The sequence below is a fragment of the Alteromonas sp. AWQ4_252 genome, from assembly GCF_056158205.1.
Window position 1 is genome coordinate 1,379,372 of the sequence record NZ_JBSWSV010000001.1, and the last position, 23,723, is coordinate 1,403,094.

The 23,723-nt window shown below is 46.3% G+C and carries 28 protein-coding genes and 2 tRNA genes; 17 read left to right on the forward strand and 13 right to left on the reverse strand.

Annotated features, from left to right (window positions below; translation table 11 throughout):
- Positions 1 to 9: 9 nt before the first annotated feature.
- From ACXACM_RS05950 to ACXACM_RS05965, 4 genes are all read right to left on the reverse strand, one after another.
- Complete coding sequence (locus ACXACM_RS05950; RefSeq protein ID WP_474820449.1) at positions 10 to 921, reverse strand: ornithine carbamoyltransferase; 912 nt, start codon at positions 919 to 921, stop codon at positions 10 to 12.
- 20 nt (positions 922 to 941) lie between these two features.
- On the reverse strand, positions 942 to 1,706 hold the full coding sequence (gene argB / locus ACXACM_RS05955) for an acetylglutamate kinase (protein ID WP_474820451.1): 765 nt from the start codon (positions 1,704 to 1,706) through the stop codon (positions 942 to 944).
- Complete coding sequence (argC, locus tag ACXACM_RS05960) at positions 1,703 to 2,722, reverse strand: N-acetyl-gamma-glutamyl-phosphate reductase (protein WP_474820452.1); 1,020 nt, start codon at positions 2,720 to 2,722, stop codon at positions 1,703 to 1,705. The genes argB and argC overlap by 4 nt, the downstream gene beginning before the upstream one ends.
- A 107-nt stretch (positions 2,723 to 2,829) precedes the next feature.
- Entirely contained in the window at positions 2,830 to 2,955 is a 126-nt protein-coding gene (locus tag ACXACM_RS05965; protein WP_474820453.1) for a hypothetical protein, read from the reverse strand.
- Positions 2,956 to 3,320: 365 nt separating this feature from the next.
- Between ACXACM_RS05965 and ACXACM_RS05970 the strand changes: the two genes are divergently transcribed.
- A complete protein-coding gene (locus ACXACM_RS05970; protein ID WP_474820455.1) occupies positions 3,321 to 3,731 on the forward strand; it encodes a methylglyoxal synthase in 411 nt (136 codons plus the stop codon).
- Between the two features lie 59 nt (positions 3,732 to 3,790).
- On the opposite strand, the gene ACXACM_RS05975 is transcribed toward ACXACM_RS05970, so the two are convergent.
- Complete coding sequence (locus tag ACXACM_RS05975) at positions 3,791 to 4,576, reverse strand: Spy/CpxP family protein refolding chaperone (protein WP_474820456.1); 786 nt, start codon at positions 4,574 to 4,576, stop codon at positions 3,791 to 3,793.
- 302 nt (positions 4,577 to 4,878) lie between these two features.
- On the opposite strand from ACXACM_RS05975, the gene ACXACM_RS05980 reads away from it, so the two are divergent.
- The 5 genes from ACXACM_RS05980 to trmL all read left to right on the forward strand — a co-directional run bounded on the left by ACXACM_RS05980 (position 4,879) and on the right by trmL (position 9,002).
- Positions 4,879 to 5,586, forward strand: a complete 708-nt coding sequence (locus tag ACXACM_RS05980) for a response regulator (RefSeq protein WP_474824243.1) — start codon at positions 4,879 to 4,881, stop codon at positions 5,584 to 5,586.
- The gene (locus tag ACXACM_RS05985) at positions 5,583 to 6,968 is read left to right on the forward strand and encodes an ATP-binding protein (protein ID WP_474820457.1); all 1,386 of its coding nucleotides are present in this window, start codon (positions 5,583 to 5,585) and stop codon (positions 6,966 to 6,968) included. The genes ACXACM_RS05980 and ACXACM_RS05985 overlap by 4 nt, the downstream gene beginning before the upstream one ends.
- A complete protein-coding gene (locus ACXACM_RS05990; protein ID WP_474820459.1) occupies positions 6,953 to 7,939 on the forward strand; it encodes an alpha/beta fold hydrolase in 987 nt (328 codons plus the stop codon). The genes ACXACM_RS05985 and ACXACM_RS05990 overlap by 16 nt, the downstream gene beginning before the upstream one ends.
- Before the next feature lie 285 nt (positions 7,940 to 8,224).
- Positions 8,225 to 8,428 (forward strand): hypothetical protein, encoded by a 204-nt coding sequence (locus tag ACXACM_RS05995; protein WP_474820460.1) that lies wholly within the window; start codon positions 8,225 to 8,227, stop codon positions 8,426 to 8,428.
- A 109-nt stretch (positions 8,429 to 8,537) separates the two neighbouring features.
- Positions 8,538 to 9,002: a tRNA (uridine(34)/cytosine(34)/5-carboxymethylaminomethyluridine(34)-2'-O)-methyltransferase TrmL gene (trmL, locus tag ACXACM_RS06000; protein ID WP_474820461.1), complete on the forward strand. Its 465-nt coding sequence runs from the start codon at positions 8,538 to 8,540 to the stop codon at positions 9,000 to 9,002.
- 92 nt (positions 9,003 to 9,094) lie between these two features.
- On the opposite strand, the gene gpsA is transcribed toward trmL, so the two are convergent.
- The 4 genes from gpsA to ACXACM_RS06020 form a co-directional block, all read right to left on the reverse strand.
- Positions 9,095 to 10,096, reverse strand: coding sequence for an NAD(P)H-dependent glycerol-3-phosphate dehydrogenase (gene gpsA / locus ACXACM_RS06005; RefSeq protein WP_474820463.1), 1,002 nt, complete (start codon positions 10,094 to 10,096; stop codon positions 9,095 to 9,097).
- 6 nt (positions 10,097 to 10,102) lie between these two features.
- A complete protein-coding gene (secB, locus tag ACXACM_RS06010) occupies positions 10,103 to 10,615 on the reverse strand; it encodes a protein-export chaperone SecB (RefSeq protein ID WP_474820464.1) in 513 nt (170 codons plus the stop codon).
- A 62-nt stretch (positions 10,616 to 10,677) separates the two neighbouring features.
- Positions 10,678 to 10,935, reverse strand: a complete 258-nt coding sequence (grxC, locus tag ACXACM_RS06015; RefSeq protein ID WP_474820465.1) for a glutaredoxin 3 — start codon at positions 10,933 to 10,935, stop codon at positions 10,678 to 10,680.
- 13 nt (positions 10,936 to 10,948) lie between these two features.
- The gene (locus ACXACM_RS06020; RefSeq protein WP_474820467.1) at positions 10,949 to 11,374 is read right to left on the reverse strand and encodes a rhodanese-like domain-containing protein; all 426 of its coding nucleotides are present in this window, start codon (positions 11,372 to 11,374) and stop codon (positions 10,949 to 10,951) included.
- A gap of 202 nt (positions 11,375 to 11,576) precedes the next feature.
- Between ACXACM_RS06020 and ACXACM_RS06025 the strand changes: the two genes are divergently transcribed.
- The 4 genes from ACXACM_RS06025 (at position 11,577) to ACXACM_RS06040 (ending at position 15,248) form a co-directional block, all read left to right on the forward strand.
- On the forward strand, positions 11,577 to 12,743 hold the full coding sequence (locus ACXACM_RS06025) for a murein hydrolase activator EnvC family protein (protein WP_474824245.1): 1,167 nt from the start codon (positions 11,577 to 11,579) through the stop codon (positions 12,741 to 12,743).
- 7 nt (positions 12,744 to 12,750) lie between these two features.
- The gene (locus tag ACXACM_RS06030; RefSeq protein ID WP_474820468.1) at positions 12,751 to 13,761 is read left to right on the forward strand and encodes a D-cysteine desulfhydrase family protein; all 1,011 of its coding nucleotides are present in this window, start codon (positions 12,751 to 12,753) and stop codon (positions 13,759 to 13,761) included.
- A 151-nt stretch (positions 13,762 to 13,912) separates the two neighbouring features.
- Positions 13,913 to 14,743 carry a divergent polysaccharide deacetylase family protein gene (locus tag ACXACM_RS06035; RefSeq protein ID WP_474820469.1) on the forward strand — a complete coding sequence of 277 codons (831 nt, stop codon included), beginning with the start codon at positions 13,913 to 13,915 and terminating at the stop codon, positions 14,741 to 14,743.
- Between the two features lie 79 nt (positions 14,744 to 14,822).
- The gene (locus ACXACM_RS06040; protein WP_474820471.1) at positions 14,823 to 15,248 is read left to right on the forward strand and encodes a MerC domain-containing protein; all 426 of its coding nucleotides are present in this window, start codon (positions 14,823 to 14,825) and stop codon (positions 15,246 to 15,248) included.
- A gap of 4 nt (positions 15,249 to 15,252) precedes the next feature.
- On the opposite strand, the gene ACXACM_RS06045 is transcribed toward ACXACM_RS06040, so the two are convergent.
- The 4 genes from ACXACM_RS06045 to rsgA all read right to left on the reverse strand — a co-directional run bounded on the left by ACXACM_RS06045 (position 15,253) and on the right by rsgA (position 18,856).
- Positions 15,253 to 15,948, reverse strand: coding sequence for a glycerophosphodiester phosphodiesterase (locus tag ACXACM_RS06045; protein WP_474820473.1), 696 nt, complete (start codon positions 15,946 to 15,948; stop codon positions 15,253 to 15,255).
- Positions 15,949 to 16,821 (reverse strand): DMT family transporter, encoded by an 873-nt coding sequence (locus tag ACXACM_RS06050; RefSeq protein ID WP_474820474.1) that lies wholly within the window; start codon positions 16,819 to 16,821, stop codon positions 15,949 to 15,951.
- A gap of 3 nt (positions 16,822 to 16,824) precedes the next feature.
- Positions 16,825 to 17,697 (reverse strand): archaetidylserine decarboxylase, encoded by an 873-nt coding sequence (gene asd / locus ACXACM_RS06055; RefSeq protein WP_474820475.1) that lies wholly within the window; start codon positions 17,695 to 17,697, stop codon positions 16,825 to 16,827.
- 124 nt (positions 17,698 to 17,821) lie between these two features.
- Positions 17,822 to 18,856 carry a small ribosomal subunit biogenesis GTPase RsgA gene (gene rsgA, locus ACXACM_RS06060; protein ID WP_474820477.1) on the reverse strand — a complete coding sequence of 345 codons (1,035 nt, stop codon included), beginning with the start codon at positions 18,854 to 18,856 and terminating at the stop codon, positions 17,822 to 17,824.
- Between the two features lie 83 nt (positions 18,857 to 18,939).
- Between rsgA and orn the strand changes: the two genes are divergently transcribed.
- The 7 genes from orn (at position 18,940) to ilvN (ending at position 23,713) form a co-directional block, all read left to right on the forward strand.
- On the forward strand, positions 18,940 to 19,485 hold the full coding sequence (orn, locus tag ACXACM_RS06065) for an oligoribonuclease (protein WP_474820478.1): 546 nt from the start codon (positions 18,940 to 18,942) through the stop codon (positions 19,483 to 19,485).
- A 233-nt stretch (positions 19,486 to 19,718) separates the two neighbouring features.
- Positions 19,719 to 19,794 (forward strand) — tRNA-Gly (locus tag ACXACM_RS06070).
- Positions 19,795 to 19,929: 135 nt separating this feature from the next.
- Positions 19,930 to 20,005: transfer RNA gene (locus ACXACM_RS06075), tRNA-Gly, on the forward strand.
- 182 nt (positions 20,006 to 20,187) lie between these two features.
- On the forward strand, positions 20,188 to 20,649 hold the full coding sequence (locus ACXACM_RS06080) for a hotdog fold domain-containing protein (protein ID WP_474820479.1): 462 nt from the start codon (positions 20,188 to 20,190) through the stop codon (positions 20,647 to 20,649).
- A 254-nt stretch (positions 20,650 to 20,903) separates the two neighbouring features.
- Positions 20,904 to 21,275, forward strand: a complete 372-nt coding sequence (locus ACXACM_RS06085; RefSeq protein WP_474820481.1) for a MaoP family protein — start codon at positions 20,904 to 20,906, stop codon at positions 21,273 to 21,275.
- Positions 21,276 to 21,497: 222 nt separating this feature from the next.
- Positions 21,498 to 23,216 carry an acetolactate synthase 3 large subunit gene (locus tag ACXACM_RS06090; RefSeq protein ID WP_474820482.1) on the forward strand — a complete coding sequence of 573 codons (1,719 nt, stop codon included), beginning with the start codon at positions 21,498 to 21,500 and terminating at the stop codon, positions 23,214 to 23,216.
- The gene (gene ilvN, locus ACXACM_RS06095; RefSeq protein WP_474820483.1) at positions 23,216 to 23,713 is read left to right on the forward strand and encodes an acetolactate synthase small subunit; all 498 of its coding nucleotides are present in this window, start codon (positions 23,216 to 23,218) and stop codon (positions 23,711 to 23,713) included. The genes ACXACM_RS06090 and ilvN overlap by 1 nt, the downstream gene beginning before the upstream one ends.
- Positions 23,714 to 23,723: the final 10 nt, after the last annotated feature.

The window sequence follows — 23,723 nt, forward strand, 5'->3', positions numbered from 1 at the left end:
GCTGTCCTCTTAGGAACCGAGTAATTTAGTTAATATGGCGTTTTGTGCATGCATTCTGTTCTCCGCTTCTTGCATCAGCAGTGATTTGTCACTGTCGATGAGCGAGCCGGTAATTTCCAGATCTCTGTGAGCTGGCTGACAATGCATGACATATTTAGCACCGGTCTTTTCCATCAGGGCTTCATTGACCTGATAGGGCATAAACTTGTCTTTTATGGCTTCCAATGGCGTATCGTCTCCCATGGAGAGCCATGTGTCTGCATAAAGTACATCCGCGCCAATAGCAGCGTCAATATCGTTGCTTTGCACAATCTTTACACCAGTATGTGCTGCGATTTCCTGTGCTTGGGCAACGATAGTTGGGTCGGCTTCATGGCCAGCAGGCGTAACAACGACCTGATGACAGCCCAACAATGCACCGACAATGAGCAATGAGTGGGTAACATTGTTACCGTCGCCAATGTAAGCCATGGTGAGGCCTTCAGTCTTCCCAAATGCTTCGAACATCGTTAAATAATCGGCAAGTCCCTGACACGGATGATATTTATCACAAAGCGCATTAACCACAGGAACGTTTGCTGCATCGGCGAATTGCTCCAGGGTTTCATGAGAAAATACTCTGGCAACGATGGCATCTGCCCAACAAGCAAGATTTGCAGCCGTATCTACGTTATCTTCACGGCCGGCCAATTTTCCGCTTTGTGCGTCGAGATAGACCATATGACCACCGAGCTTGTTGATCCCGATATCAAAACTCACCCGGGTGCGAAGTGATGGTTTCTCAAATAATGCAACGATAGACTTACCCGCCAGTACCTGATTATAAGCTGCGGGAGTTTGTTTAATCGTAACGGCTAGCTCCAATAGAGATTTAACCTCTTCGGGAGACCAGCTTGCAAATGTCAGTAAATCCTGTTTCATTCTATTCTCCTAAAGATACGCTAAGGTGCGATGCGCGTACCTGTGTCCTGATTCAATATGGCGCTTATGTCATCACTCCAACTGGCAATGGTTACCGGGCGGCCAAGTGAGCTGGCTGCTAACAAGGCTGCATCGGTTTTGACCTTCATGCCATCAGTGATAACACCTTCAGCCACCAGGGCGTTAATTTGATACTGATTAAGACTGCTGAGTAGCTTTTTCTGTGCGTCAAGAACGCCTTTTACGTTAGATAGCAGTAACAGTTCACCGTTGACCAGTTGTGCAACAACGGTAGCAGCCTGATCGGCGTTGATATTCAGTAAGCGCCCATGATTGTTTGCGCCAATTGAGCTCACCACCGGTAACAGTTTTTGCTCGATAATACTGTTTATCAGAGCTGGGCTTCCAGGGGCTGGCACACCCACTGCTCCGTACTTTTCGTCGAGCACTTCGCACGTTACCATATTGCCATCTAGCAGGGACAGTCCAACTGGTGTCACTTCCGCTTTAATTGAGAGTGCACATAATGCTTTGTTTGCACTACCAGCCAGCGTACCGCAAATATAGGGCATGTGTTCGTCAGGCGTGACACGCAGCCCATCAATTTTTCGACTAGGCAGATTCAATGCTGCCATAAGCGTTTCGACCAGCGGCCCGCCACCATGAACCAGAATAACCGGCCGTTGCGCCATGACGTGCTTAACAGAAGCGAGAAGTTTCAGGGCTGCGGCTTCATCTTCAAGTAATGCGCCGCCCACTTTTATTACAATCGGAGGCAGGTTCATGCTGTTAACAACCCCGCTGATACAGGAAATCCGCTTATCAGGTTTGCACATTGCACAGCCTGAGATGCCGCGCCTTTAAGGGTATTGTCGATGGCGCTGGTGATCACTGCATATCCGGATGTTTCATCGAATTTCCAGTGTAAATCTACGAAAGGCGTGTTAACGACGTCATCTACTTTAGGAAATGTGTCGCGCAGCCGAACCAAGGGTTTATTTACATAAGCCTTGTAATAAGCGTCATTAAGTTGGGCTGCTGTGGTTCCAGCTTTAACTTTCACTGTAATGGTAGCAAGTATACCGCGCTTGAAGTTGCCGAGGTGTGGAGTGAAGATAACGCCAGTACCTAACCAAGCTTCGATTTCAGGGGTATGTCGATGCCCTAATACGCCATAAGCCTGCAAGCTTACTTCACAAAAGCTGTTTGCCAACGCTGCCTTTCTACCTGCACCACTCACGCCAGAAACGGCATTGATGATGGGCCGCATACCATTATCTAAAAGGTCGCTCGATACAAGAGGTTTCAACGCACTGAGCGCGGCAGTGGGATAACAGCCTGGTACAGCGACAATATGAGCTGCAGCTATGTCGTCCGCATACCATTCGGCTAACCCATATACTGCTTGCGCAAGACTGTCAGTGGCGGTATGAGGAAAACCATAAAATTGCTCAAATACTGATGCATCTTTAATTCTAAACGCCCCGGATAAATCAAGAATTTTAGCCTTACCACTACTCAGTATTGGCATCCAGTCATGGCTGGCTTCGTGGGGGGTGGCTAAAAACACTAGATCCATGGTGTTTGCCAGTTCACCCAATGAACCGTCCTGCATGGGTGTGAGTGTGTAATCAGCTAAATGGGCATACTGACCATGAAGTGATGCCAGGGATTTATTCGCATCGGCGCTTTTTTCCGAAACGTAGGTACCTGCCAATTCCATAGTCGGATGACGGTGAACTAAATCAACGAGTTGAGCCCCGGTGTAACCACTGGCTCCGATAATTGATACTTTTAACATAGTGGGATTAATTACTTAAAAAACGAAAAAAATCACTTTCTACCTTTGTACACGAATGAAAGGGATACTGGTTTTCACTCGCGTCGCGTACAAAGGTAAAAAGTGTGCTACTGCAAACGCACACCCATACCAAATCGTCGGCATGGAATATACGATGTGTAGCCAGCCAGGGGAGAGCTAAACTGTTTTACCTTAACAACCTGCTGGTCGGGCCTGCTGGTTGATTGAATCATGAGATTTTCCTGTCAAATTCTCCGTCTTCAACGAAAGAAAACAGCGCAGAGGCTGACTTTTAATAGCTATCGTTTTTGCAGAGATTACTAAACCGTGGGCTATAATACCTATTTAGAATAATTATTCAATATTTATGTATAATTATTTTATCTGGTCGTAGCACTTTTATTGATCCTATTTAGTTAATCGATAAACTGTGACAAAGCGTTGACAGTTAGCGTACTATTTGTGCAATGCCCGAAGATTAGTGAGCAGTTTTTGGCAATTCTAAGCGGTTTTCACCTAAGCCTAGCCGAGCATACAGTTTACGTTTGGAATACATATCGAGGCGTTGAGTTATACAAGCACTATTTAAGGACACAAAATGAATAAAAAAACAATCGCACTGGTAGCTCATGATCATAAAAAGCCAGAGCTTCTGGCATGGGTAAAAAAGCATCTCGAAGGGTTAAAACAATGCAATCTTGTGGCAACGGGAACCACGGGTGGGCTCATTGCAGACAATACCGGGTTAGAGGTGAAGCGTTATAAAAGCGGCCCATTAGGTGGCGATCAACAAATCGGTGCGCTAATCGCAGAAGGACAACTCGACGGTTTGTTTTTCTTTTGGGACCCGCTAAATCCTGCACCTCATGATCCAGACGTCAAGGCATTGCTCAGGTTGTGCTCGGTGTGGAATGTTCCTGTGGCGTGTACGTCAGCCACTGCTGATTTAGTCATTACATCGCCGTTGTTTTTCTCTGCTGATTACTCTCCCTTTAAACCCGAATATTAAATACAAAAACAGCCCTGGTTTGGGCTGTTTTGTTTTATCGAGGTAACTCTTTAGTAACACTAGCTGTGTGGATGACGTCCCTTGCCCGGTCCATGAAAAGGCCGATTGTCTTTAAGAGTTTCAATTTGTTCCTCACTAAGCAGGGCCACAATACTGGCATGCATCTGCGCGCGCTCTACAGCGTGTTGAACAAATTGCTGCTGGTGGCTGTCCAACAAAGCAGACAAGGCTTCAGCGTCAAAGGTTGTTTGCCTGATGATAGCCTGTTCTTGCTCTCTAAGGGCTTTCATTTCCTCGTACTCTGCCTCTTTTTGAGGTCGATGAGACGTGAAAATAGCCGCTAGTTGGCTTTCCTGCTCTTCGCTAAGATCAAGCTCAGAAAATGGTCTTGGCAATTCACCTTCTTCTTTCTTAGCAGCCATATGCTCTAGCCGTTCGGCTTTTCTCTCTTCCATTAACTCATCAAGTTGAGAGCGTTGTGCGTCGGTTAGTATCTGCCATGCATTGTGTTTAAGCTCTGCAATGGCCAAACGATGGGTTTTGATTTTTGTCCACTTTTCGCTAGCATGTTGAGCAATTTCGGATTCACTTAGCTCTGCCATGTCAACCTTAGGTTCGCCACGGCGTTTGCCTTTACGATCTCCGTCTTTCTCACTTTTTTGTGCTTCGTGAAAGTCTCTAACCAGTTGTCTTAGGGCCTTTTTCTGATCTTTTTCCAGATCCAATTGTTGCAGCGTGTGCAACAAAGCCCTGCCTTCAGGTGCTTTGTGCTCAGGTTTTGCAATAGCAGCACCAGCTAAAAGAATGCCGCTAATTAATGACGCAATCAGTAGTTTTTTCATCATATCTCTCCACTTAATGAACGTATCGGCTTATAGTGGCTCGTTGCCAGGTAAAGCTGAAAAAACGCGATATGCTTTTTTCATACGTTGAATTAAGTGTATGGGCAAATTTCGAAAATGTGTGACTAGGTACTGTAAAGCTTTCGTAAAAAACGGAGTAATACGTCTTTACAATGGTCTTGTTAGGGTAAACTAAACAGGAGATTACCGTGACAGAGTCCACTTTTCCCAAGTCCATAGTAGGCACTATGGCTCGCTACGGAACGCGAAGCTTTTCCCTATTACCGTCGTCTGGAGGAAATAACATGGTTGCTGGTGCCAAAAGTCAAACCATACTTATTATTGATGATGATCATGAACTGACTGATATGCTCAAAGACTACCTTGAAGGTAGTGGCTACCGCGTTATGGTAGAAAACGACAGTATGAAAGGCCTAAGCTTAGCAACGTCCACAGAGAAGGTAGATTTAATCTTACTGGATGTCATGATGCCGGGAATGGACGGTTTCGACGTGCTTAAAAAACTGCGAATTACCCATTTAACACCTGTGTTGATGCTGACAGCCAGAGGCGATGACTACGACAGAATTTTGGGGCTTGAGTTAGGCGCAGACGATTATCTGCCCAAGCCTTTTAACCACAGGGAACTCGTTGCACGGGTAAAAGCAATATTTCGTCGTCTGGATTTAAGCAGCCAGTCGAGACATCAGCAAGACTTGACCGTCAATGGCATTGAGCTGAGTAATGCCAGACAATCGGCTATGTGTCATGGTCAGCCTCTCACGCTGACAAACACAGAGTTCTCCATACTCCAACTTCTCATGGTAAATGCCGGAGAGCGGGTTACTAAAGAAGACATCAGTCAAAACGTGCTAGGCAAACCACTTCAGGCATTTGATCGCAGTATAGATATGCACGTGAGTAATTTGCGCAAAAAGTTGGCCGAAACTACATCTGAGGACAAAATAAAAACTATCAGGGGGGCAGGGTATCTGCTCAGATTATCATCATGAAGTGGTTTGATAAAGTTAACCCAGCCAGACGAATGGTAGGTCGGCTATTCCTATGGTTCTGGATTACCTTTATTGCCACTGCAACCATCACCTTCTACGCCGTTCGCTTCTTTTCAGACGAGATGGTAATTGAGACACCAACAGAGCAAGAAGCAAGCGCATTGCAACGCGGTGTGAGCACGTTGAAACGGGTGAGTCGTGAAGAAGCTCAACCATTGAGACGATTGTTGAATCGCGTTGACCGTATTTCCCGACACATGATAATTGTTGTCGATCTGAAAACTGGGCAGGTGATTCGCGGTGGCGGGCCGCCAATGCCGCTAATGGAGCGCCGGAGTTTTTTACAGCTAGCGTATGAGGATGAACCCCTTACCCTGAAACAGGGTGGTTTCCGCGCTGTTGGACCGATGAAAGTGTCGATAAAAGATACCGAATACGCTGTTTTTGTGGGTTTTCCCGCTGGCCCACCAAATACCCAGCGCCCCATCGTTTACTTTATGGTAACGGCACTTTTGGTCACGGTACTATTGTCCTATTTGTTCGCTCGCTCTTTAGTTAAGCCCATTGATCATATCCAGGAAGCGAGCAGAAAACTTGCGTCAGGAGACTGGCAAGCCCGGGTTGAAAAGCCGGCATTGAGAAAAGATGAGTTAGGCCATTTGGCGAGAGACTTCAACAGTATGGCTGCACAACTAGAAAAGTTGTGGCAAGCTCAACAGCGCTTACTGGCTGATATTTCTCATGAATTGCGCTCACCTTTAGCCCGTTTGCAAATGGCGGTTGGCTTAGCCCATCAGAAGGGAGTAGATACTCAGTCACTAGAAAGGATTGAGCGGGAAGCAGAGCGAATGGAAGCGTTGATAAGCCAGCTTTTGCAGCTTACACGAGCCGGAGCAGGTAAACCTGAAATACGCCCTTTTAACATAAAGACCCTATTGGACGGGATTGTATCTGACGCCAGGTTCGAGGCCGAGAATCTCAATAAGCAGTTAGTTGTTGGTACAATCCCAGATGAAGCCGTGCCAGTGAATGCCACACTCATTAGTCGCGCTGTCGAAAATGTAGTGCGCAATGCATTGAGGTACGCTGAACTGAAAGTAGCACTGTACGTTGAAACAGAAGAACAGTATTGGAAGATTACGGTCGACGATGATGGACCGGGGTTGTCTGACGATGAATGTGAGGCTATCTTCGCGCCTTTCTATCGCGCCAGCCTGGCACGGGATAGAGAATCCGGAGGTGTAGGACTGGGACTGGCCATTGCAAAAGCCGCAGTGGACCTGCATCATGGCAGTATAATTGCGAATCGAAGCGAACGCGGCGGCTTGCATGTGGAAATCACATTACCACGCAGCTGCAGAGAGTCATGGACTGGAAAATAACATCTGAAACACAGTTGCAGAGTGCGGCCCAAACGATAGATGGGTTCTGGCAAGATTGCGTTGTTACCGGCAGCTTTTCCGGTGTCGATGAGGTGCAGCTTGCGTACGCTTGGTGCGCGCCTGAATCGTCTAGGGGGACGATAGTGATAAGTACTGGCCGTATTGAAGCTTATCTAAAATATAAAGAAGTTATCTACGATTTCTATCGAAATGGTTTTGCGGTATTTATCCATGACCACAGGGGCCAGGGGTTGTCTGAGCGCATGACTGACAATCCACATCACGGGTACGTAACTACCTTTAACGACTATGTGACGGATATGATGCAGTTTATTAACGATATTGTTAGCAAGCTTGCCCCCGAAGGCCCTCGATATCTGATTGCTCACAGCATGGGATGCGCCATCGGGGCACTAACAGCCTTGCTCGCGCCAAGTGCATTTCAGCGTGTGGTTTTCTGTTCACCTATGTTTGGTATCCGGCCTGCTTTACCTGCTTGGATTGAAAAGGCATTGTTGAATGCATCCATGCGTAAATATTCTCGTCTGGGAAAAAACTTCGGTTATTTTTACGGACAGGCAGATTATGCCGCGGTGCCGTTTAGCCAAAATAAACTCACGCAAAGCCCCATTAGGTATCAGGTGTTTCGCAAACTCTATACAGAAACCCCTTCTCTTCAGCTTGGCGGTGTTACATTTAACTGGCTAAAAGCGGCATTGTCAGCAATGGACGATATTGAACAACGAATAGGTAACCTCGGTTTACCCTGCCTCGTGCTAAGCGCTGGGGCTGACAAAGTTGTTGATAATCGCAGGCAAAAACGCGTAGCCAAAAAACTGCCAAATGCTACATTTAAAACGATTCCAGGTGCTCGTCACGAGTTGCTCATAGAACGAGATGATATCCGTCGTCCAGTGATGACGCTTCTACTAGACTTCCTCACTCAATACTCCCAGATTACCCGGCAGTAAACTTTTACAATCTGTGGAAAAAATTACACATTCTGAATTAAAAAACTTGGATTGATGCCCTAGCTTATTCGCGTAGAGCTGAACTAAGGCCATGAAGTTACTACTTTTTGATGAATTTTTATTGACAGAACTAAAGTAGGAACGCGTTGTGCAATACCTGTTGATAACTAAAACTGGTTTTCCCTGGACGCTTTGCGTGATTTAACGATGGGAGCCAGTGTTAAATACCGAAGAAAACAGAAAATGCCCGCAGAGGCACTCGCAGCACCGAAAAGGCAGAATGAAATGAAACCAGATAAACAGCTAAAAAACATGAAATTACATGTTGTTGGTGATACGGGGCTAGCCAGTGTTTATGGCCACGCCATGGAAGCCACGTTACCTGTATCCTTGAGCTTGCCAAGTGTACTCCCTTCTTCATCAGCTCAACGCCGTGCACGCCGTTGGCTTGCGCAGCGCAATTCCAACCGTGTTTTGCACCCTCAATAGCGTAGCAATGCACCAATATTAAGCAAAACGCAACTACGGACGCGCGGTACTTGTATCGCGCGGTCTCTGGGCTTATGCTAGCGCGCCAAATAGATAAGCGGTGGCATACATGCTAGACATTATTCTTTTTCAACCGGAGATCCCTCCTAATACAGGAAACATTATTCGGCTTTGTGCAAATACCGGATTCTCGCTCCATCTCATTGAGCCCCTGGGCTTTGAATGGGACGATAAACGCGTTCGTAGAGCTGGCCTTGATTACCACGAATTTGCTGATGTAAAGCGCCACGTTAGTTTGGATGCATACCTTCTAAATGCTTCACCCCAGCGACTTTTTGCCTGCACAACAAAAGGAAAATCATTTCACAGTGATGTGCAGTATCAAAAGGGTGATGCTTTATTATTTGGTCCGGAAACCCGCGGTTTACCAGACGATATTATCCAGTCGTTACCACCGGAGCAACGGGTGCGTATACCCATGTCGCCTGGCAGTCGCAGCATGAATCTTTCAAACGCAGTATCTGTTTTTGTTTATGAAAGTTGGCGACAATTAGGTTACGAAGGTGCCCGTTAAAGTTTCTAACAAAGCTGCCTGCATGTCACTTGGTGAATAAACGCTAACTCCGAAGCGCGACTGGCTCCGTTATCAGTACTCAAAGCCGTTAATTACTCGGCTTTTAAATCTCTTGCAAGTAATGCCAAAGCGGCTTCTTTTGGCGACTTTCCTTCATAGAGAACGGCATAAATTTGTTCGCAAATAGGCATTTCAACGCCGTATTTCCTGGCCAGAATATGTACTTCCTCGGTGTTGCGGTAACCTTCAACAACCTGCCCTATATCCTTAATGGCGGTTTCGACATCTTTACCTTCGCCGAGCGCCAAACCGAAGCGACGGTTACGGGATTGGTTGTCTGTGCACGTTAGCACCAGATCACCAAGGCCGGCCATCCCCATAAACGTTTCAGGCTGTGCGCCAAGCTTCACACCAAGACGGGTTAACTCGGCCAGACCTCTCGTGATCAAGGCGGTTCTGGCGTTTGCGCCAAAGCCCAGACCGTCAGCGAGTCCTGCTCCAATGGCAATCACATTTTTGACCGCTCCACCAAGCTGAACACCGGTGAAATCGGGGTTCTTGTAAACCCTGAAAGAGCGGCTGCAATGTAGTTTTTGGGCAAAGTCATCGATCAGCGCTTGACTGGTAGATGATAAGGATATTGCGGTAGGTAACCCAGCAGCCATTTCTTTGGCAAAGGTGGGACCGGATAAAACCGCAAGGGGGTAGATATCTCCAAGCACGTCCAAAGCGACATCACGCAGCAATCTACCCGTGCCGGGCTCCAGGCCTTTGGTTGCCCAGATCAAACGGTGTTGAGAGGTGAGCATGGGTTTAATGGCAACCAATAAGTCTTTGAATCCGTGACTTGGAACCACTATTAAAATGTCTCTGCTGGCAGCAACAGCGGTAGCTAAGTCAGGCTCTACCTGTAAACTGTCGGGAAATGCTGCGCCCGGTAAATACCGAGCGTTTTCACGCTCACTGGCCAATGCTTGCATGTGAGTGCTATCACGACCCCAAATGAGTGTGGGAATAGCGTTTCTGGCAAGACAAAAGGCAAGGGCGGTGCCGTAAGACCCTGCGCCGAGTACCGATACTGAGCGTGCGTTCATCACTGTTTACGCGTCCAGCTTCTGACCGCCTTCTTCCTGGGCCTGTTGTGCGCGTTTTTGCATATATGCCGCAAAAATAGCGTCAAAGTTAACAGGTGCCAAATTCAGCGGTGGGAATGTACCACGGTTAACCAGGTTGGAAATCGCTTCTCTTGCATAAGGGAAGAGCAGGTTAGGACAATAAGAGCCCAACAAATGCGCTTTTGCCTGGTCTGGCATTTCAGGTGCAACGGCAAAAATACCCGCCTGCTCAACTTCGCACAGGAAAGCAGTTTCTTCGCCAATACTGGCTGTAACAGTTACAGACAGAACAACTTCGAAAGCGTTTTCTGCCATCTTGTCAGTAGAGGTGTCGATATCCAGCTTAATTTCTGGTTTCCATTCCTTTTGGAACACCGCGGGTGCATTTGGTGATTCAAAAGAGATATCCTTTGTATAAATGCGTTGGATATTAAACTGAGGGGCTGCTTGTTGTTGGCCCGCGTCTGCACCGTTAGTGTTTTGATTTTCTTCAGCCATGATTATTTTAGATCCTGTAACGTCGATACTTGCTGGATTGCAATTACTATGAAAATAGAGCGCTACTGAGCCAGTAACGCATCAAGTTTATTTTTTGATTCCAGAGCGAATAAATCATCACATCCGCCCACGTGGGTATCATTGATGAAAATTTGTGGCACGGTATAACCGCCATTGGCGCGCTCTATCATCACTTCGCGCAACTCTGGGTTTACATCGATGGCGATTTCTTTAAATTCGACACCTTTTTGAGACAGCAACGCTTTTGCACGATGACAATACGGGCAGTACCCCTTGGTGTAAATCTCAACTTTGCTCACAAATTTGCTCCTATTACTTTGAAACGGGGAGCCCTGCAGAAGACCAGGCGTTCATGCCGCCCTTGAGTACTTTAACATTGTCAAAGCCCGCTTTTGTCATGGCGCTTGCCACGCCACGTGCAGTATTACCCATTGCACAAACAACAATAATGGGTTTGTCCTTTGCGTTTTCAAGCTTTTTGAAATTTTTCTCCCGCAGTTCTTCAGGTTTAATTTGTCTAGCCCCCAAAATGTGACCAGCTTTAAATTCTTTTTGTGCTCTGGTGTCCAGGACAACAGCGTCTTCTTTATTAATTAATAAGGTCATCTCATGAGTATTTACTTCTTTTACAGAAGAGCCAAGGGCAGAGACATAGCTAAAAATTAACATGCCAACTAAGGCTACCCAGGCGCCAGCCAGTAACATATTATTGCCAGCGAATTCGACGAGCTGTTCCATTTCAAAAAAACCTTTTATATGGTTGGACGAGTAAAAACGACTGCAAAGTATATAGAAAAATAGGTTAGAAACCAGCTTTGACGTATTGGGATATGCGTTAGAATGCTGATGAATCCTCTATCTTGTTGATATATTATGGTGTTAACTCAAGAAATTCCTCATGCTCGCAGTAAAAAGTGCGCACTTACAGTACACGGAACCTATGACATACCACGGTAATCAATTTTGGTACCTGTTTCCTCGCAAATGTGGGCTGGTGCTTATTTGTCTGATAAGTTGCTTGCTATTGCCGGTGTCTGCTGTTGCCCAAGAGCAGGCCGAGGCAAAGCTCGCTGAGCTACAGGCAGAGCTCAAAGCACGTCAGGCCACCCTCGCTGCCAACAAAGCCAATGCTGATGAGCTGGTATATGCGTTGAGACAGTCAGAGCTTGAAATAGCAGAGGTTGCGCGGGCACTGAATGTTACATCTCAGGCACTGGATGATAATCGAGATCAACAGAAAAAGCTGACTGCAGAGCAGTTGGAGTTGAAAAAGGCCATCATTCAACAGCAGGAAACATTAGCAGGTCAGCTCAAAAGTGCCTTTATGGCGGGCAATTTTGATTACGCCAAAATGCTTTTTTATCAGGATGAGGCGAGCACATTCGAGCGCGTGCTGACTTATTATCAATATCTCAGCAAGGCGAGGCTAGCGCAAATAACGCGTTTTAAAAACAACGTGGCCAGACTTGAAACTGTTACCCTGGGGCTGGCACAAAAAGCTGAAGAACTGAACACATTGCTGACAAAACAGAAAAATCAACGAAACGTGCTGGTTACCCGGCAACAAGACCGAAAAAGCACCCTGGCAAAGCTCAATCAAAAAATTGCTTCCGACGCCGCTAAGGTCAACGAGTTAAAACAAAACGAAGCTGCATTAGTCAGTGCTATTGAGGAAGCCAGGCGGCGGGCAGAATTAGCTAATACCGAGTTAGAAGGTCTGTCCGGAGTTAAGGGCAAGCTGATAAAACCAGCGTCAGGCAATGTCAGACGGCTTTTCGGTTCTCGTCGGCAAGGTCAGGTGCGGTGGAAAGGCATTATTATTGAGGGTGCTGAAGGCAGTTCCGTGCGAGCAGTGTCTCATGGTCGAGTACTCTATTCTGACTGGTTAAGAGGGTTTGGCTTGGTCACTATTATCGACCATGGGAAAGGCTATATGAGTGTTTACGGGCATAACCAGGCATTGCTTAAACAGGCTGGTGACACCGTTGTTGACGGAGAAACTATTGCCCTTGTCGGGCAAAGTGGCGGTCAGGTATCGCCGAATCTTTACTTTGAAATTCGCCACAAAGGCAAGGCGCTAAATCCCTCAAGTTGGCTTGATTTGTAGGTGTCTGATGCAACTCTCTGAACTTCCTCGCAAACAACTGGCTTTTTTACCCACTCCATTGTCACCTGTTCCCCGTTTTGCCGCTGCAATTGGCGCCGAAGGTGGCACAATTCTGGTTAAGCGTGATGACTGCACTGGCTTAGCCCACGGTGGAAATAAAACCCGCAAGTTGGAGTTCATTCTCGGTGGCGCACTTGAGAAAGGCGCTACTTCTGTTATTACCGTAGGTGCCTTGCAATCGAATCACGTCAGGCAAACTGCAGCGGCTTGTGCGTCGATGGGGTTAGAGTGTGATGTCGTGTTATCAACGTCGGTACCAAGAACACAGGATGTGTATGTAAAAAATGGCAATATATTGTTGAACGAGTTTCTCGGTGCCACTATTCATCGGGTACCTGATGCAGCGATGCAGCAAAATAAGGTGGCAGAACTCCAAAAGCAAAAAAAGCAACAAGGCAAAAAGCCGTATTTTATTCCCACTGGCGGTTCCAATGCCTTGGGGGCTGTGGGGTATGCCTGTGCGGTGGACGAGTTGGCTCAGCAATGCAAAGCACATCTCAATCGTGGAAGGTGTTTTATTTTTCACGCCAGCGCGAGTGGCGGTACCCAGGCCGGTTTAGTTGTTGGCAACGCGCTGTTAGGAAACCCGTTTAACGTTGTTGGTGTTAACGTGTATAAATCTGATCATGCTGCCGTTCTTAACAATGTTAAAGCTATTGCCGATGAAATGGTGTCGTCTTTTTCTTTGTCTCTGAACGTCCCTCCAGTGTTTACATTGCTACCTGGCTTTCAAGGCGAGGCTTATGGAATACCGTCTCACCAAGGTAATGAAGCGCTTCATTTGATGGCCAGAAAAGAAGGGATTCTTGTTGATCCGGTTTATTCCGCAAAAGCGCTCGCTGCGGTTATTAGTGGTTTTCGAAATAAGGATTTCAGATCCACCGATACGGTAATTTTCCTCCACACAGGTGGGGCCACAGCGCTTCACGCCTACCCAGATGTACTTCTTCCTGTCTAAAAGTTGTGTTTTTGCAAAAAAAAAGCAAAAAACCTTACAACAAACTTCAAATTTCTAAAATCGCTGTTATGCTCGTTATGTATGGATATAAATACTAAATAAATAGCCCAAAAGGGAATACGGGCACTTTACAATTATAATAGGCGTGCGCTTGCTAAAAATTTGTTTACTCAAAAGAACTGACCGTCAGTTGTTTGATTGGTTTGCGTTGTTTTTGAGTGTGTTGTTTACACTCTTCTGTCTACCAGTCACAGCTGCAAGTGTCCAACCAAAAATCGTCTTGATCATAGACGACATCGGACATCGCGACTCTGATCACAGGGCTTTAGACCTGCCCAGAGAAGTGACGTTCTCGATTTTACCTGATGCTCCCCTGACAACTGAATTGTCCGAACTGGCTCATGCCCAGGGGCGGGATATAATGTTACACATGCCCATGGAGTCCTACGACGGACAGGACATGGGGCCTGATGGCCTTAAAGTGGGCATGTACGATACTCAAATGCAGCGATTGTTCGAACAGGCACTCAATAAAGTACCGTATGCCATTGGTGTGAACAATCACATGGGCAGCAGGCTTACTAGTTTAGCCGGTCCTATGCGTTCGTTAATGGCAATGATAAAGCGGCGGGATTTGTTCTTTATCGACAGTCGTACTTCCGTAAAAACTGTTGCAGAAGATGCTGCTCTTCATGCCGGTGTACCTACGGCGCGACGCCACGTATTTTTGGACCATGTACGTACGCATGAAGCCATGGAAAAGCAATATCAGCGGTTGCTGGAATTAGCTAAAAAGCAAGGGGTTGCAGTGGCTATTGCGCACCCCTATCCAATTACATTGCGTTTCTTACGAAAGAAATTACCGGAATTGGATGGGGCAGGGGTTCAGTTGGCATCGGTCAGTGATTTGTTTACACCGGCGCCAGGAACTATGATGGCAAAACAAAATATCGTTGTTCCACCGTTAGTTGCGCCGAATTAGTTTAAAAATTGGCGTTTGACATTTTGCTTTTTTTGCAGGTTGTTATAGTATAACGTCCCTTTTGCGAATGAGCTCAATAATGACGCCGATTGATGACGCTGACAACTCGACGAAATTAGACAAGCTGGGTATATGGATATCCGGCTTGTGTGCATTGCATTGCTTGTCGTTACCTCTTTTGCTACCGCTCATTCCCCTAATAGGGTCTACATTCTTTGCTCAAGTCTGGTTTGAGCGTAGTATTCTCACTATTTCTATGCTTATTGGTGGCGTTGCGCTGACTAATGGCGCTCTGCGCTTTCACGGCCAATTTTACCCTCTTGGGTTGCTGTTTAGTGGTGGACTCATCTATTGGTTTAAAGATATTTTCGGCCATCATTATGAGCCGCTTACCGTTACTATCGGTGCCTTGCTCATCGTAACTGGCCATTGGATTAATATGCGTTTGTGCCGGCAATGTGATTGTTGCCGAAACAGTCTTTTCTCTGCGCACTTTACTAAATAGAAACTTAGCTTATATCGATTAGTGCCCTGGCGCGCTTTGGAAAGTTAGTGAAAATCCCATCTACACCCCAGGCTTTCATTAACAAGATATCCTCTGGCATATCGACGGTATAAACAAACGCCTTGCAGCCTTCTTTGTGAATAGCGTCTACCATGGGTTTATCTATTACGTCCAAAGCGACATTGACTGACCAGGGATTCATCGTTTTTACAAAGGCAGGAATATCGAGTTCGTAACTGGCGGTGAGCAAGCCAATTTTTACGTCTGGCCTTAGCTGGGCGATATGGCGTAGTAGAGGGTGGTTGAAAGACGAAATAATAATATTTTCTGCCGCTATTGTTGCTTGCTTACATGCCTGCTCAAAACAAGAAATCCATGATTCCACATCTTTCACGGCTTTAATCTCAATATTGCAAAGCTTGCCTTCGGGCACAGTGCATAGCGCCTCTTCCAAAAACGGTACTGGTTCGTTTCCTCCCGCATTCAAAGAGCGTAAATATGCCACGGTTGAGTTTTCAATCCGCCCTGTTCCAGACGTTGTGCGCTCAAGATGACGGTCGTGGATGACCATAATTTTGTCTTCTACTTCATAGGTATCAAACTCAACGCCAGTTGCACCGTGATCAAACCCTAAGTCAAAGGCCTGTAGTGTGTTCTCTGGAGCGTTACCGCTAGCGCCTCTATGGGCAAAAATATCCATCTAGTGATTTCTCTTGTGGAGTTTGTGTGCATTTAACGTCTCGTATAAGGACGCGGATGTAACTAAAACCCCGCCTATCAGCGCTTTCCAACCCGGAGACTCCTGCAGTAAAATAATGGCAAGGATTACGCCGTACATAGGTTGCATACATGCAATGAGTGAGAATGTCTTAGCTCGCAAGTAGCGCAGCGAACTTGCTACAAGAGCGTGGGGCAAGGCAGTAAAGCAAGACCCCAAAAGCGCGAGTAACAGCCAGGTTTCGCCATTCGCTGCACGCATGTCCGGGCTTGAAAAGGGTAACAAACATACCGTAACGATAAGGATTTGCCAGGCCATGGCTTTCGCGCCAGAGTAATGTGAGAAATGTTGCCGGTGAAGTAGATTTCTCATGGCATAGAGCACGGCAGAAAACACCCCGATTATTACCCCAAGGGTAACGTCGTTTTCCAGCGATATTTCAGGTACCAGCAATACTACACCTGTTAGCACAATCAATGCACTAACAAAGTCCTGCCACACAAGCCTGATTTTTTCAAACAGGGGTTCAATGAGCACTGTGATTACCGGGAAGGTGAACAACGCTATCATTCCTACCGCTACACCGGCGTATTGCATCGCTGCAAAATAAGTTATCCAGTGAACGGCCATAAGGACGCCCAGACAAATCGCAGTACGGTAGTCCTTAGCCGTCTTCAGTCTTAAAGATGTTTTGGAAACACGTAAAAAGAGAAACAGGCAGATGCAAGCAAAAAGCGAGCGACCGAAAGTAATATCGGTGGCACTCAAAGGAATGATACTCGCAAATAAGCCAGTTGCTCCTAGTAAGATAACGGTAAAGTGAAGCGCTATCAGACTCCGTTTTACGGGGTCCATTCGTTAAGATGGCTCATTGTCAGATATAACCGCAAATGGCTCTCCCAGGCGCGTCACCAAGCCAGGTGCCAAGTCTTCAAAGTCTATACTGTCTTTTTCGAAGCACACTACAATGGTTGACCCCAGTTTAAACCGGCCCAACTCTTCACCTTTTTGCAAAAATACGCTCGATTCTGAGTCTTGCTCATATTGCCAGTGCTGGACATTCTTGCCAGCTGGCGGGGTAACTGTACCAGCCCAAACTGTTTCAATGCTGGCCACTATCGTAGCACCAACCAATACCATGGCCATTTTTCCCACTGGCGTATCAAAAAATGCTATCACGCGCTCGTTACGTGCGAACAATCCGGGTACATTTTCTGCTGTTAACGGGTTTACAGAGAAAAGCTCTCCTGGCACGTAAACCATATCTGTAAGCGTGCCCTCTATTGGCATGTGGATACGATGGTAATCGCGGGGCGCCAGGTATACAGTGGCAAACTTTCCGTTCTTAAAGGGTTGAGCGAGCTCGGGTTTACCACCAAGCAAAGTTGTCAGGCTGTAATCATGCCCCTTGGCCTGGAAAATACTGTCTTGACGGATGTCACCGAATTGGCTCATGGTGCCATCCACGGCCTGAACGATAACATCGTCGCCTTGTGCAAGCGGGCGGGCGTCAGTCTTTAATTCACGGGTAAAGAACTCGTTGAAGGTTTTATAGTGCTCGGGATGGGGATACAAAGCTTCATCCATATTCACTTTGTATTTTTTTATGAAGAACTTAATAAATAGGGTTGTGAGTTTGCCTGCTTCGGCAGCAGCAAATTTCCCCACTAATCGAGACAATAAATGTTTGGGCAAAACGTATTGTAAATTAACTTTGAACCAATCCAGCACAAGCTCTCCAAAAAATACCAAATGTGAAGGTTATCAGCGGCCAATTGTAGCGCAAAATTTGTTGGGATAATGCAATTTCGAGTTATGAACCATCAATGTTTGATATAAGCCGGTTGGCTATTGCCTAAAACGGATTTGTATAGCTCGGACGCTGTTCATCCATGGTGGCCAAAATGCGGTGATAGCTATCGAAGCGGGTTTGACTTATTTTACCCTCTTCCACGGCAGCTCTTAGCAGACAGCCGGGGTCATTAAGGTGTTTGCAATCGCGAAATTTACAGCCACCCAAATAGTCCCTGAACTCGATGAAACCCCATGTGATCCGTTCAACAGGCATATGCCAAAGCGCGAACTCACGAACGCCGGGGGAATCGATAAGGTCTCCGCCATCGGGGAAATGCAACAGTTTGGCCGCTGTGGTGGTATGTTGGCCCAACCCTGAATTATCTGAAATTTCGCCAACCAATTCATCGGCATCAGGGAGTACCTGATTTATAAGACTGGACTTTCCTACCCCGGACTGACCAACAAACACGCTCACTTTATCATTCAGACAAGTTTTGAGTTCGGCAATACCATCGCCTCGCTTACAACTGGTGTAAATTAGCGGGTAACCCAAAAACTCGTAAATAGCTAACTGCCCTTTAATTTCATCAAATTCCCCATCGGACAATAGTTCAGTTTTGTTTAAAATGAGGATGGGTGAAATCCCAATGTCCTCGCAGGCAATGAGGTAGCGGTCGATGATATTCAGTGACAGGTCAGGTTTTACTGAACTGACTACAATAATTTGGTCTATGTTGGCAGCAATAGGTTTAACGCCGTCGTAGTAATCGGGGCGAGTAAGTACAGAGCGGCGGTCACGAACTACTTCGATGACACCACTAACACCTGAATCACCTTGCGTGCCAGTATCAAAAAGCACGTCATCACCACAAACAACAGATTCAATCGTGCGACGAATATGGCACCTGAACACATTTCCCTGGACGTCTTCCACATCCGCGTGTTTTCCAAACCGTCCCACCACACGGCCCTGGGAGAGCTTGGCTGTATCCAGACTGTTTTGTGAATCCACACCTTTATCTTTAAGCCTACGTGCTCTGTTCGCTGCCACCTGACGTTTCTGGCGATGGGTGAGTTTTGGTTTTTTTGCCACGATTTCCTGCAAAGTTAACGTATACTACTGTTATGATACCGTTTGTCTGGCCGGTGTGCCACGCTAATCACGAGGAAGAATGCATGACAACAAACGATGGCAACCTGGTTTGGATAGATATGGAAATGACGGGGCTCGACCCTGAAACCTGTAAAGTGCTTGAGATTGCCACTATCGTTACTGACCCGCAATTGAATGTGCTTGCAGAGGGGCCGGTAATCGCCGTTCATCAGCCTGATGAAATACTCGACGGTATGGATGAGTGGTGTACACGGGTTCACGGGAACAGCGGTTTGACAGCACGCTGTCGGGAAAGTCAAATTAATGAAGCCGAGGCTGCTCGACAAACAATTGCCTTCCTCAGCCAATATGTGGCTGCAGGTAAGTCTCCGCTCTGCGGCAACACCATTGGTCAGGATCGACGCTTTATGGTGAAATATATGCCTGAACTGGAGGACTATTTTCACTACCGCAGTATCGACGTCAGTTCTATAAAGGAGCTGGTAAAACGATGGGAACCTGAGATTCTGGACGGATTTACCAAACAAGGTGCTCACCTTGCCCTGGACGACATTCGCGAATCCATTGAAGAGCTCAAGTTCTACCGTGAAAAAGTGTTTACGATTTAGACGAAAGGGCGCTTTTTTTCAAAAAAAATAAAATAAGGGTTGCGCATTGTCATTATTTTTGTACAATGCGCTCCACTTTCGCGAGGGCTCATTCTTTCGCAAAGTTTACTGAAGCTTTTTTGTAATGCGGGAATAGCTCAGTTGGTAGAGCATGTACCTCGTCACGAAGTGATTGCCAAGCTTGGCAAGGTGACGAAGAAATATGTTAGATTAACACTATCCTTGCAATCAAAGCGGGAATAGCTCAGTTGGTAGAGCACGACCTTGCCAAGGTCGGGGTCGCGAGTTCGAATCTCGTTTCCCGCTCCAATGCTTCAGTTATATTACCTATCTATATGCGGGAATAGCTCAGTTGGTAGAGCATGTACCTCGTCACGAAGTGATTGCCAAGCTTGGCAAGGTGACGAAGAAATATGTTAGATTAACACTATCCTTGCAAACAAAGCGGGAATAGCTCAGTTGGTAGAGCACGACCTTGCCAAGGTCGGGGTCGCGAGTTCGAATCTCGTTTCCCGCTCCAATTTTCAGTTTGTATTAAATTCCTACGCCACAGCTCAGTTGATAGAGCACATACCTCGTCACGAAGTGATTGCCAAGGTCGGGGGCGCGAGTTCGCATACTTATTATCCATTTTTACAAGACATTGCTTTTACGTTTACTTCGGGCTACCCTTTCTGGTCTAACCAGTTGGGGCGAATAAGAATGGCCGATAATTATTTACTCAAGATATATAGCAAGTTTTTAAAACTTCCCTTTGGAAGAAAGCTCTTTAGTTGGTACTCAGCGCGAAGGGCGCCGTATTTCTCGACTATTTCACCATTAGTCACTGATCTCAAACCTAACCGTTGTGAAGTGCTGATCAAGAAGCGAAAATTGCTACAAAACCACATTGGAACAGTACACGTTATAGCGATTTGCAATGGGCTGGAAATGGCAATGGGATTCATGAGTGAAGCTTCCATTCCTAAAAATTTGCGATGGATACCAAAGGGAATGGAAGTTACGTATCCCGCCAAAGCTGATACAAACATCCGTTGTGTTGCAGAGGTGCCGAGCGACGGATGGAAGCCCGGAAATTTACCCGTCACAGTTACAGCTTATGACGAGCAAGATAATATAGTTGTGGAGGGAACGATTACCATTTGGGTTAGTGAAAGGAAATAGTCATATAACTATCTAATAACCCCAAAAACTAACGGGTACATGACAGTTTTATTAAGATGTAGAAAAAAGTGGCATTTGCCACTTTTTTTGATTGACAATCTGGCACTGAATTACTATTACGTGAAGTGCTGATGTGTCTGTGTACGGTTTGGGCTGTACGACCTTCATTCGCGGGTAACAAAACATGATTTTTTGTACCTACTTAGCTAAAAAAGCAGTTCCAGTTTTAAGTAATTCAAAAACAGGGTTTGACTATGGCAGAGCTAAAGCGTGAAGCATTAATAAAGCGACCTTTTAACGACCGAAAAAACTATCCTTATGGATTTGCACGATCCGGGGATTTTTCAATAAAAGAAGCGAAAGTTTTAACAGAAAGTGGTACGCTTATCGCTGCGTTGGTCGACGGCAAACTGGCACCTGAATCAGAGTCTGAAATGCGCTATATCGGCGTTGCTCATGGACAGGTCGAGGCAAGCACGCCGGAAGAAAAAGTATGGTTAAAATACCAAAAGCGTATTAATCGTCCTAAAGCCGCGTCTATCTACGGTTCGAAAAAGGTGGCGGTGGCTGAGAGCGATGAAGACATGACGCCGGACGATACCGACTTAGTGCTTACAGACGATTAGTTTGTAAAAAACATGTAAAGGCTTGTCCTATGGCGAGTAAGAAATTTTATTTTTATGAGATATTCATCCTAATTATTCTGTATATTGGGATATATATCTCACTTTTGCCTTTTTAACTGTTTTATCTTTCTAAATCCTTCGATATAGTCCGCGCTACGGTATATTCCGCAAATACGATAATTAAGGTTACGAGAAACAAATCCACAAACAGGAGATTTGACTGTGAAAATGATGTCAGGCGCGGCCATGGTGGTTGAAGCGCTAAAAGATGTAGGGGTCACACATGTGTTCGGCTACCCAGGTGGTGCCGTTTTAGACATTTATGATGCGTTGTTTGCGCAGGATGATGTCAAGCACGTGCTCGTACGTCACGAACAAGCTGCCGCCCACATGGCGGATGGTTATGCACGTTCGACTGGCAAAACTGGTACAGTCCTCGTCACTTCAGGCCCAGGCGCAACCAACACTATTACAGGCATTGCTACCGCCTATATGGACTCCATTCCTATGGTTGTACTGTCAGGCCAGGTAGCGTCATCTTTGATAGGCGAAGATGCGTTTCAGGAAACGGATATGGTTGGGTGTTCACGGCCCATCGTAAAACACAGTTTTCTCGTAAAGCGCGCGGTTGATATTCCAGAAGCTATCGCAAAAGCTTATTACATCGCCAATACGGGTCGACCAGGACCGGTTGTCGTCGATTTGCCGAAAGACATTGTGAATGTGCAGGAGACCCATCCTTACGTATTCCCCGAGTCTGTTGCTATGCGCTCGTACAATCCCACTGAAAAAGGGCACATGAAGCAAATCAAAAAAGCCATTGCTTCTATGATGAAAGCAGAGCGTCCGGTTATGTACGTAGGCGGAGGTGCTGTAGCCTGTAACGCATCTGAAAAAGTGATTGCTTTAGCTGAACAGTTGCAAGTACCAGTAACTTGCACACTAATGGGCCTTGGTGCGTTTCCCGGAACTCACGATCAATTCGTAGGTATGCTTGGAATGCACGGCACTCTTGAAGCCAATAAAACCATGCACAATTCAGATTGTATCATCGCTTTAGGTGCACGGTTTGATGACAGGGTGACCAACAATGTTGCCAAATTCTGTCCTCATGCTGAAATTATTCATGTTGATATCGACCCCGCTTCGATTTCAAAAACCGTAAATGCACATATCCCGGTTGTGGGTAGTATCGACAAAGTGTTAGACCAAATTTTCGAACAGCTCGAAAAACAAGATTTATCCGGACAAGGTGAAAAACTCGCTGACTGGTGGCAGCAGATAAGCCAGTGGCGCAAACGCGAGTGCTTGAAATTTGAGCAGGGCGATACAGTAATTAAACCACAAACGGTCATTGAATCCCTATACAAGCACACGAATGGTGAAGCGTATGTAAGTTCTGATGTGGGTCAGCATCAGATGTTTGCAGCCTTGTATTACCCTTACAAAAAACCTCGTCAATGGATTAATTCCGGTGGACTGGGCACCATGGGTTTTGGCTTACCAGCTGCCATGGGCGTTCAATTTGCACATCCTGAAGCAACGTCTGTTGTGGTTACGGGTGACGGTAGTATTCAAATGAACATTCAGGAATTGTCTACCTGTTTGCAATATAATTTGCCGGTAAAAATTATCTCTCTTAACAACCGTGCTTTAGGCATGGTACGTCAATGGCAGGATATGATTTACAAAGGCCGCCATTCTCACTCCTATATGGATTCAATGCCTGATTTCGTGAAGTTAGCTGAAGCCTATGGTCATGTCGGTATTAAAGTAGACCGACTGGAAGACCTGGATGCTGCCATGGAGAAGTGTTTCAGCTATACAGACAGGCTGGTATTTATGGATATTGCTGTTGATCAAAACGAACACGTTTACCCCATGCAAGTGAAATTCGGTGCCATGGATGACATGCGCTTGAGCAAAACGGAGCGAACCTAATGAGAAGAATTATTTCAGTATTAATGGAAAACGCGCCGGGTGCATTGTCTCGTATCGTCGGGGTATTTTCTCAACGTGGATACAATGTCGACTCTTTGTGCGTAGCACCTACGGATGATCCAAGCTTATCCAGACTGACCATCACTACTCACGGTGATGACAAGGTTATCGAGCAAATTACCAAGCAGGTAAATAAGCTTATTGACGTATTGAAAGTTGTGGATCTGACCGATGGGACTCACGTTGAACGTGAGCTAATGCTAATTAAAGTGGCAACACGTACCGATGACATTCGTGCGGAAGTGAAACGCAATAGTGATATTTTCCGAGGACGAATAGTCGATGTTAACGGTAGCAACTACACCATAGAAATTACCGGTACCACGGATAAACTCGATGCGTTTGCTGCTGCTATGGCTGATTGCGCTGAGATCATTGAATCTTCCCGGACTGGTGTTTGCGGCCTGGCTCGCGGGGAGCGGTCGCTTCGCCCCTGATACCAAACGT

Excerpts from the sequence above, each read along its gene's own strand:
- ACXACM_RS06025 (WP_474824245.1), top strand. The coding sequence starts at position 11,577 with ATGACATACCACGGTAATCAATTTTGGTACCTGTTTCCTCGCAAATGT.
- ACXACM_RS06085 (WP_474820481.1), top strand. The coding sequence starts at position 20,904 with ATGGCAGAGCTAAAGCGTGAAGCATTAATAAAGCGACCTTTTAACGAC.
- ACXACM_RS05995 (WP_474820460.1), top strand. The coding sequence starts at position 8,225 with ATGAAACCAGATAAACAGCTAAAAAACATGAAATTACATGTTGTTGGT.
- gpsA (WP_474820463.1), bottom strand. The coding sequence starts at position 10,096 with ATGAACGCACGCTCAGTATCGGTACTCGGCGCAGGGTCTTACGGCACC.
- ACXACM_RS06030 (WP_474820468.1), top strand. The coding sequence starts at position 12,751 with ATGCAACTCTCTGAACTTCCTCGCAAACAACTGGCTTTTTTACCCACT.
- secB (WP_474820464.1), bottom strand. The coding sequence starts at position 10,615 with ATGGCTGAAGAAAATCAAAACACTAACGGTGCAGACGCGGGCCAACAA.
- argC (WP_474820452.1), bottom strand. The coding sequence starts at position 2,722 with ATGTTAAAAGTATCAATTATCGGAGCCAGTGGTTACACCGGGGCTCAA.
- ACXACM_RS06020 (WP_474820467.1), bottom strand. The coding sequence starts at position 11,374 with ATGGAACAGCTCGTCGAATTCGCTGGCAATAATATGTTACTGGCTGGC.
- ACXACM_RS06040 (WP_474820471.1), top strand. The coding sequence starts at position 14,823 with ATGACGCCGATTGATGACGCTGACAACTCGACGAAATTAGACAAGCTG.
- ACXACM_RS05980 (WP_474824243.1), top strand. The coding sequence starts at position 4,879 with ATGGTTGCTGGTGCCAAAAGTCAAACCATACTTATTATTGATGATGAT.
- trmL (WP_474820461.1), top strand. The coding sequence starts at position 8,538 with ATGCTAGACATTATTCTTTTTCAACCGGAGATCCCTCCTAATACAGGA.
- ACXACM_RS06080 (WP_474820479.1), top strand. The coding sequence starts at position 20,188 with ATGGCCGATAATTATTTACTCAAGATATATAGCAAGTTTTTAAAACTT.
- ACXACM_RS06050 (WP_474820474.1), bottom strand. The coding sequence starts at position 16,821 with ATGGACCCCGTAAAACGGAGTCTGATAGCGCTTCACTTTACCGTTATC.
- ACXACM_RS05965 (WP_474820453.1), bottom strand. The coding sequence starts at position 2,955 with ATGATTCAATCAACCAGCAGGCCCGACCAGCAGGTTGTTAAGGTAAAA.
- argB (WP_474820451.1), bottom strand. The coding sequence starts at position 1,706 with ATGAACCTGCCTCCGATTGTAATAAAAGTGGGCGGCGCATTACTTGAA.
- ilvN (WP_474820483.1), top strand. The coding sequence starts at position 23,216 with ATGAGAAGAATTATTTCAGTATTAATGGAAAACGCGCCGGGTGCATTG.
- ACXACM_RS05985 (WP_474820457.1), top strand. The coding sequence starts at position 5,583 with ATGAAGTGGTTTGATAAAGTTAACCCAGCCAGACGAATGGTAGGTCGG.
- ACXACM_RS05950 (WP_474820449.1), bottom strand. The coding sequence starts at position 921 with ATGAAACAGGATTTACTGACATTTGCAAGCTGGTCTCCCGAAGAGGTT.
- ACXACM_RS05975 (WP_474820456.1), bottom strand. The coding sequence starts at position 4,576 with ATGATGAAAAAACTACTGATTGCGTCATTAATTAGCGGCATTCTTTTA.
- ACXACM_RS06045 (WP_474820473.1), bottom strand. The coding sequence starts at position 15,948 with ATGGATATTTTTGCCCATAGAGGCGCTAGCGGTAACGCTCCAGAGAAC.
- ACXACM_RS05990 (WP_474820459.1), top strand. The coding sequence starts at position 6,953 with ATGGACTGGAAAATAACATCTGAAACACAGTTGCAGAGTGCGGCCCAA.
- orn (WP_474820478.1), top strand. The coding sequence starts at position 18,940 with ATGACAACAAACGATGGCAACCTGGTTTGGATAGATATGGAAATGACG.
- ACXACM_RS05970 (WP_474820455.1), top strand. The coding sequence starts at position 3,321 with ATGAATAAAAAAACAATCGCACTGGTAGCTCATGATCATAAAAAGCCA.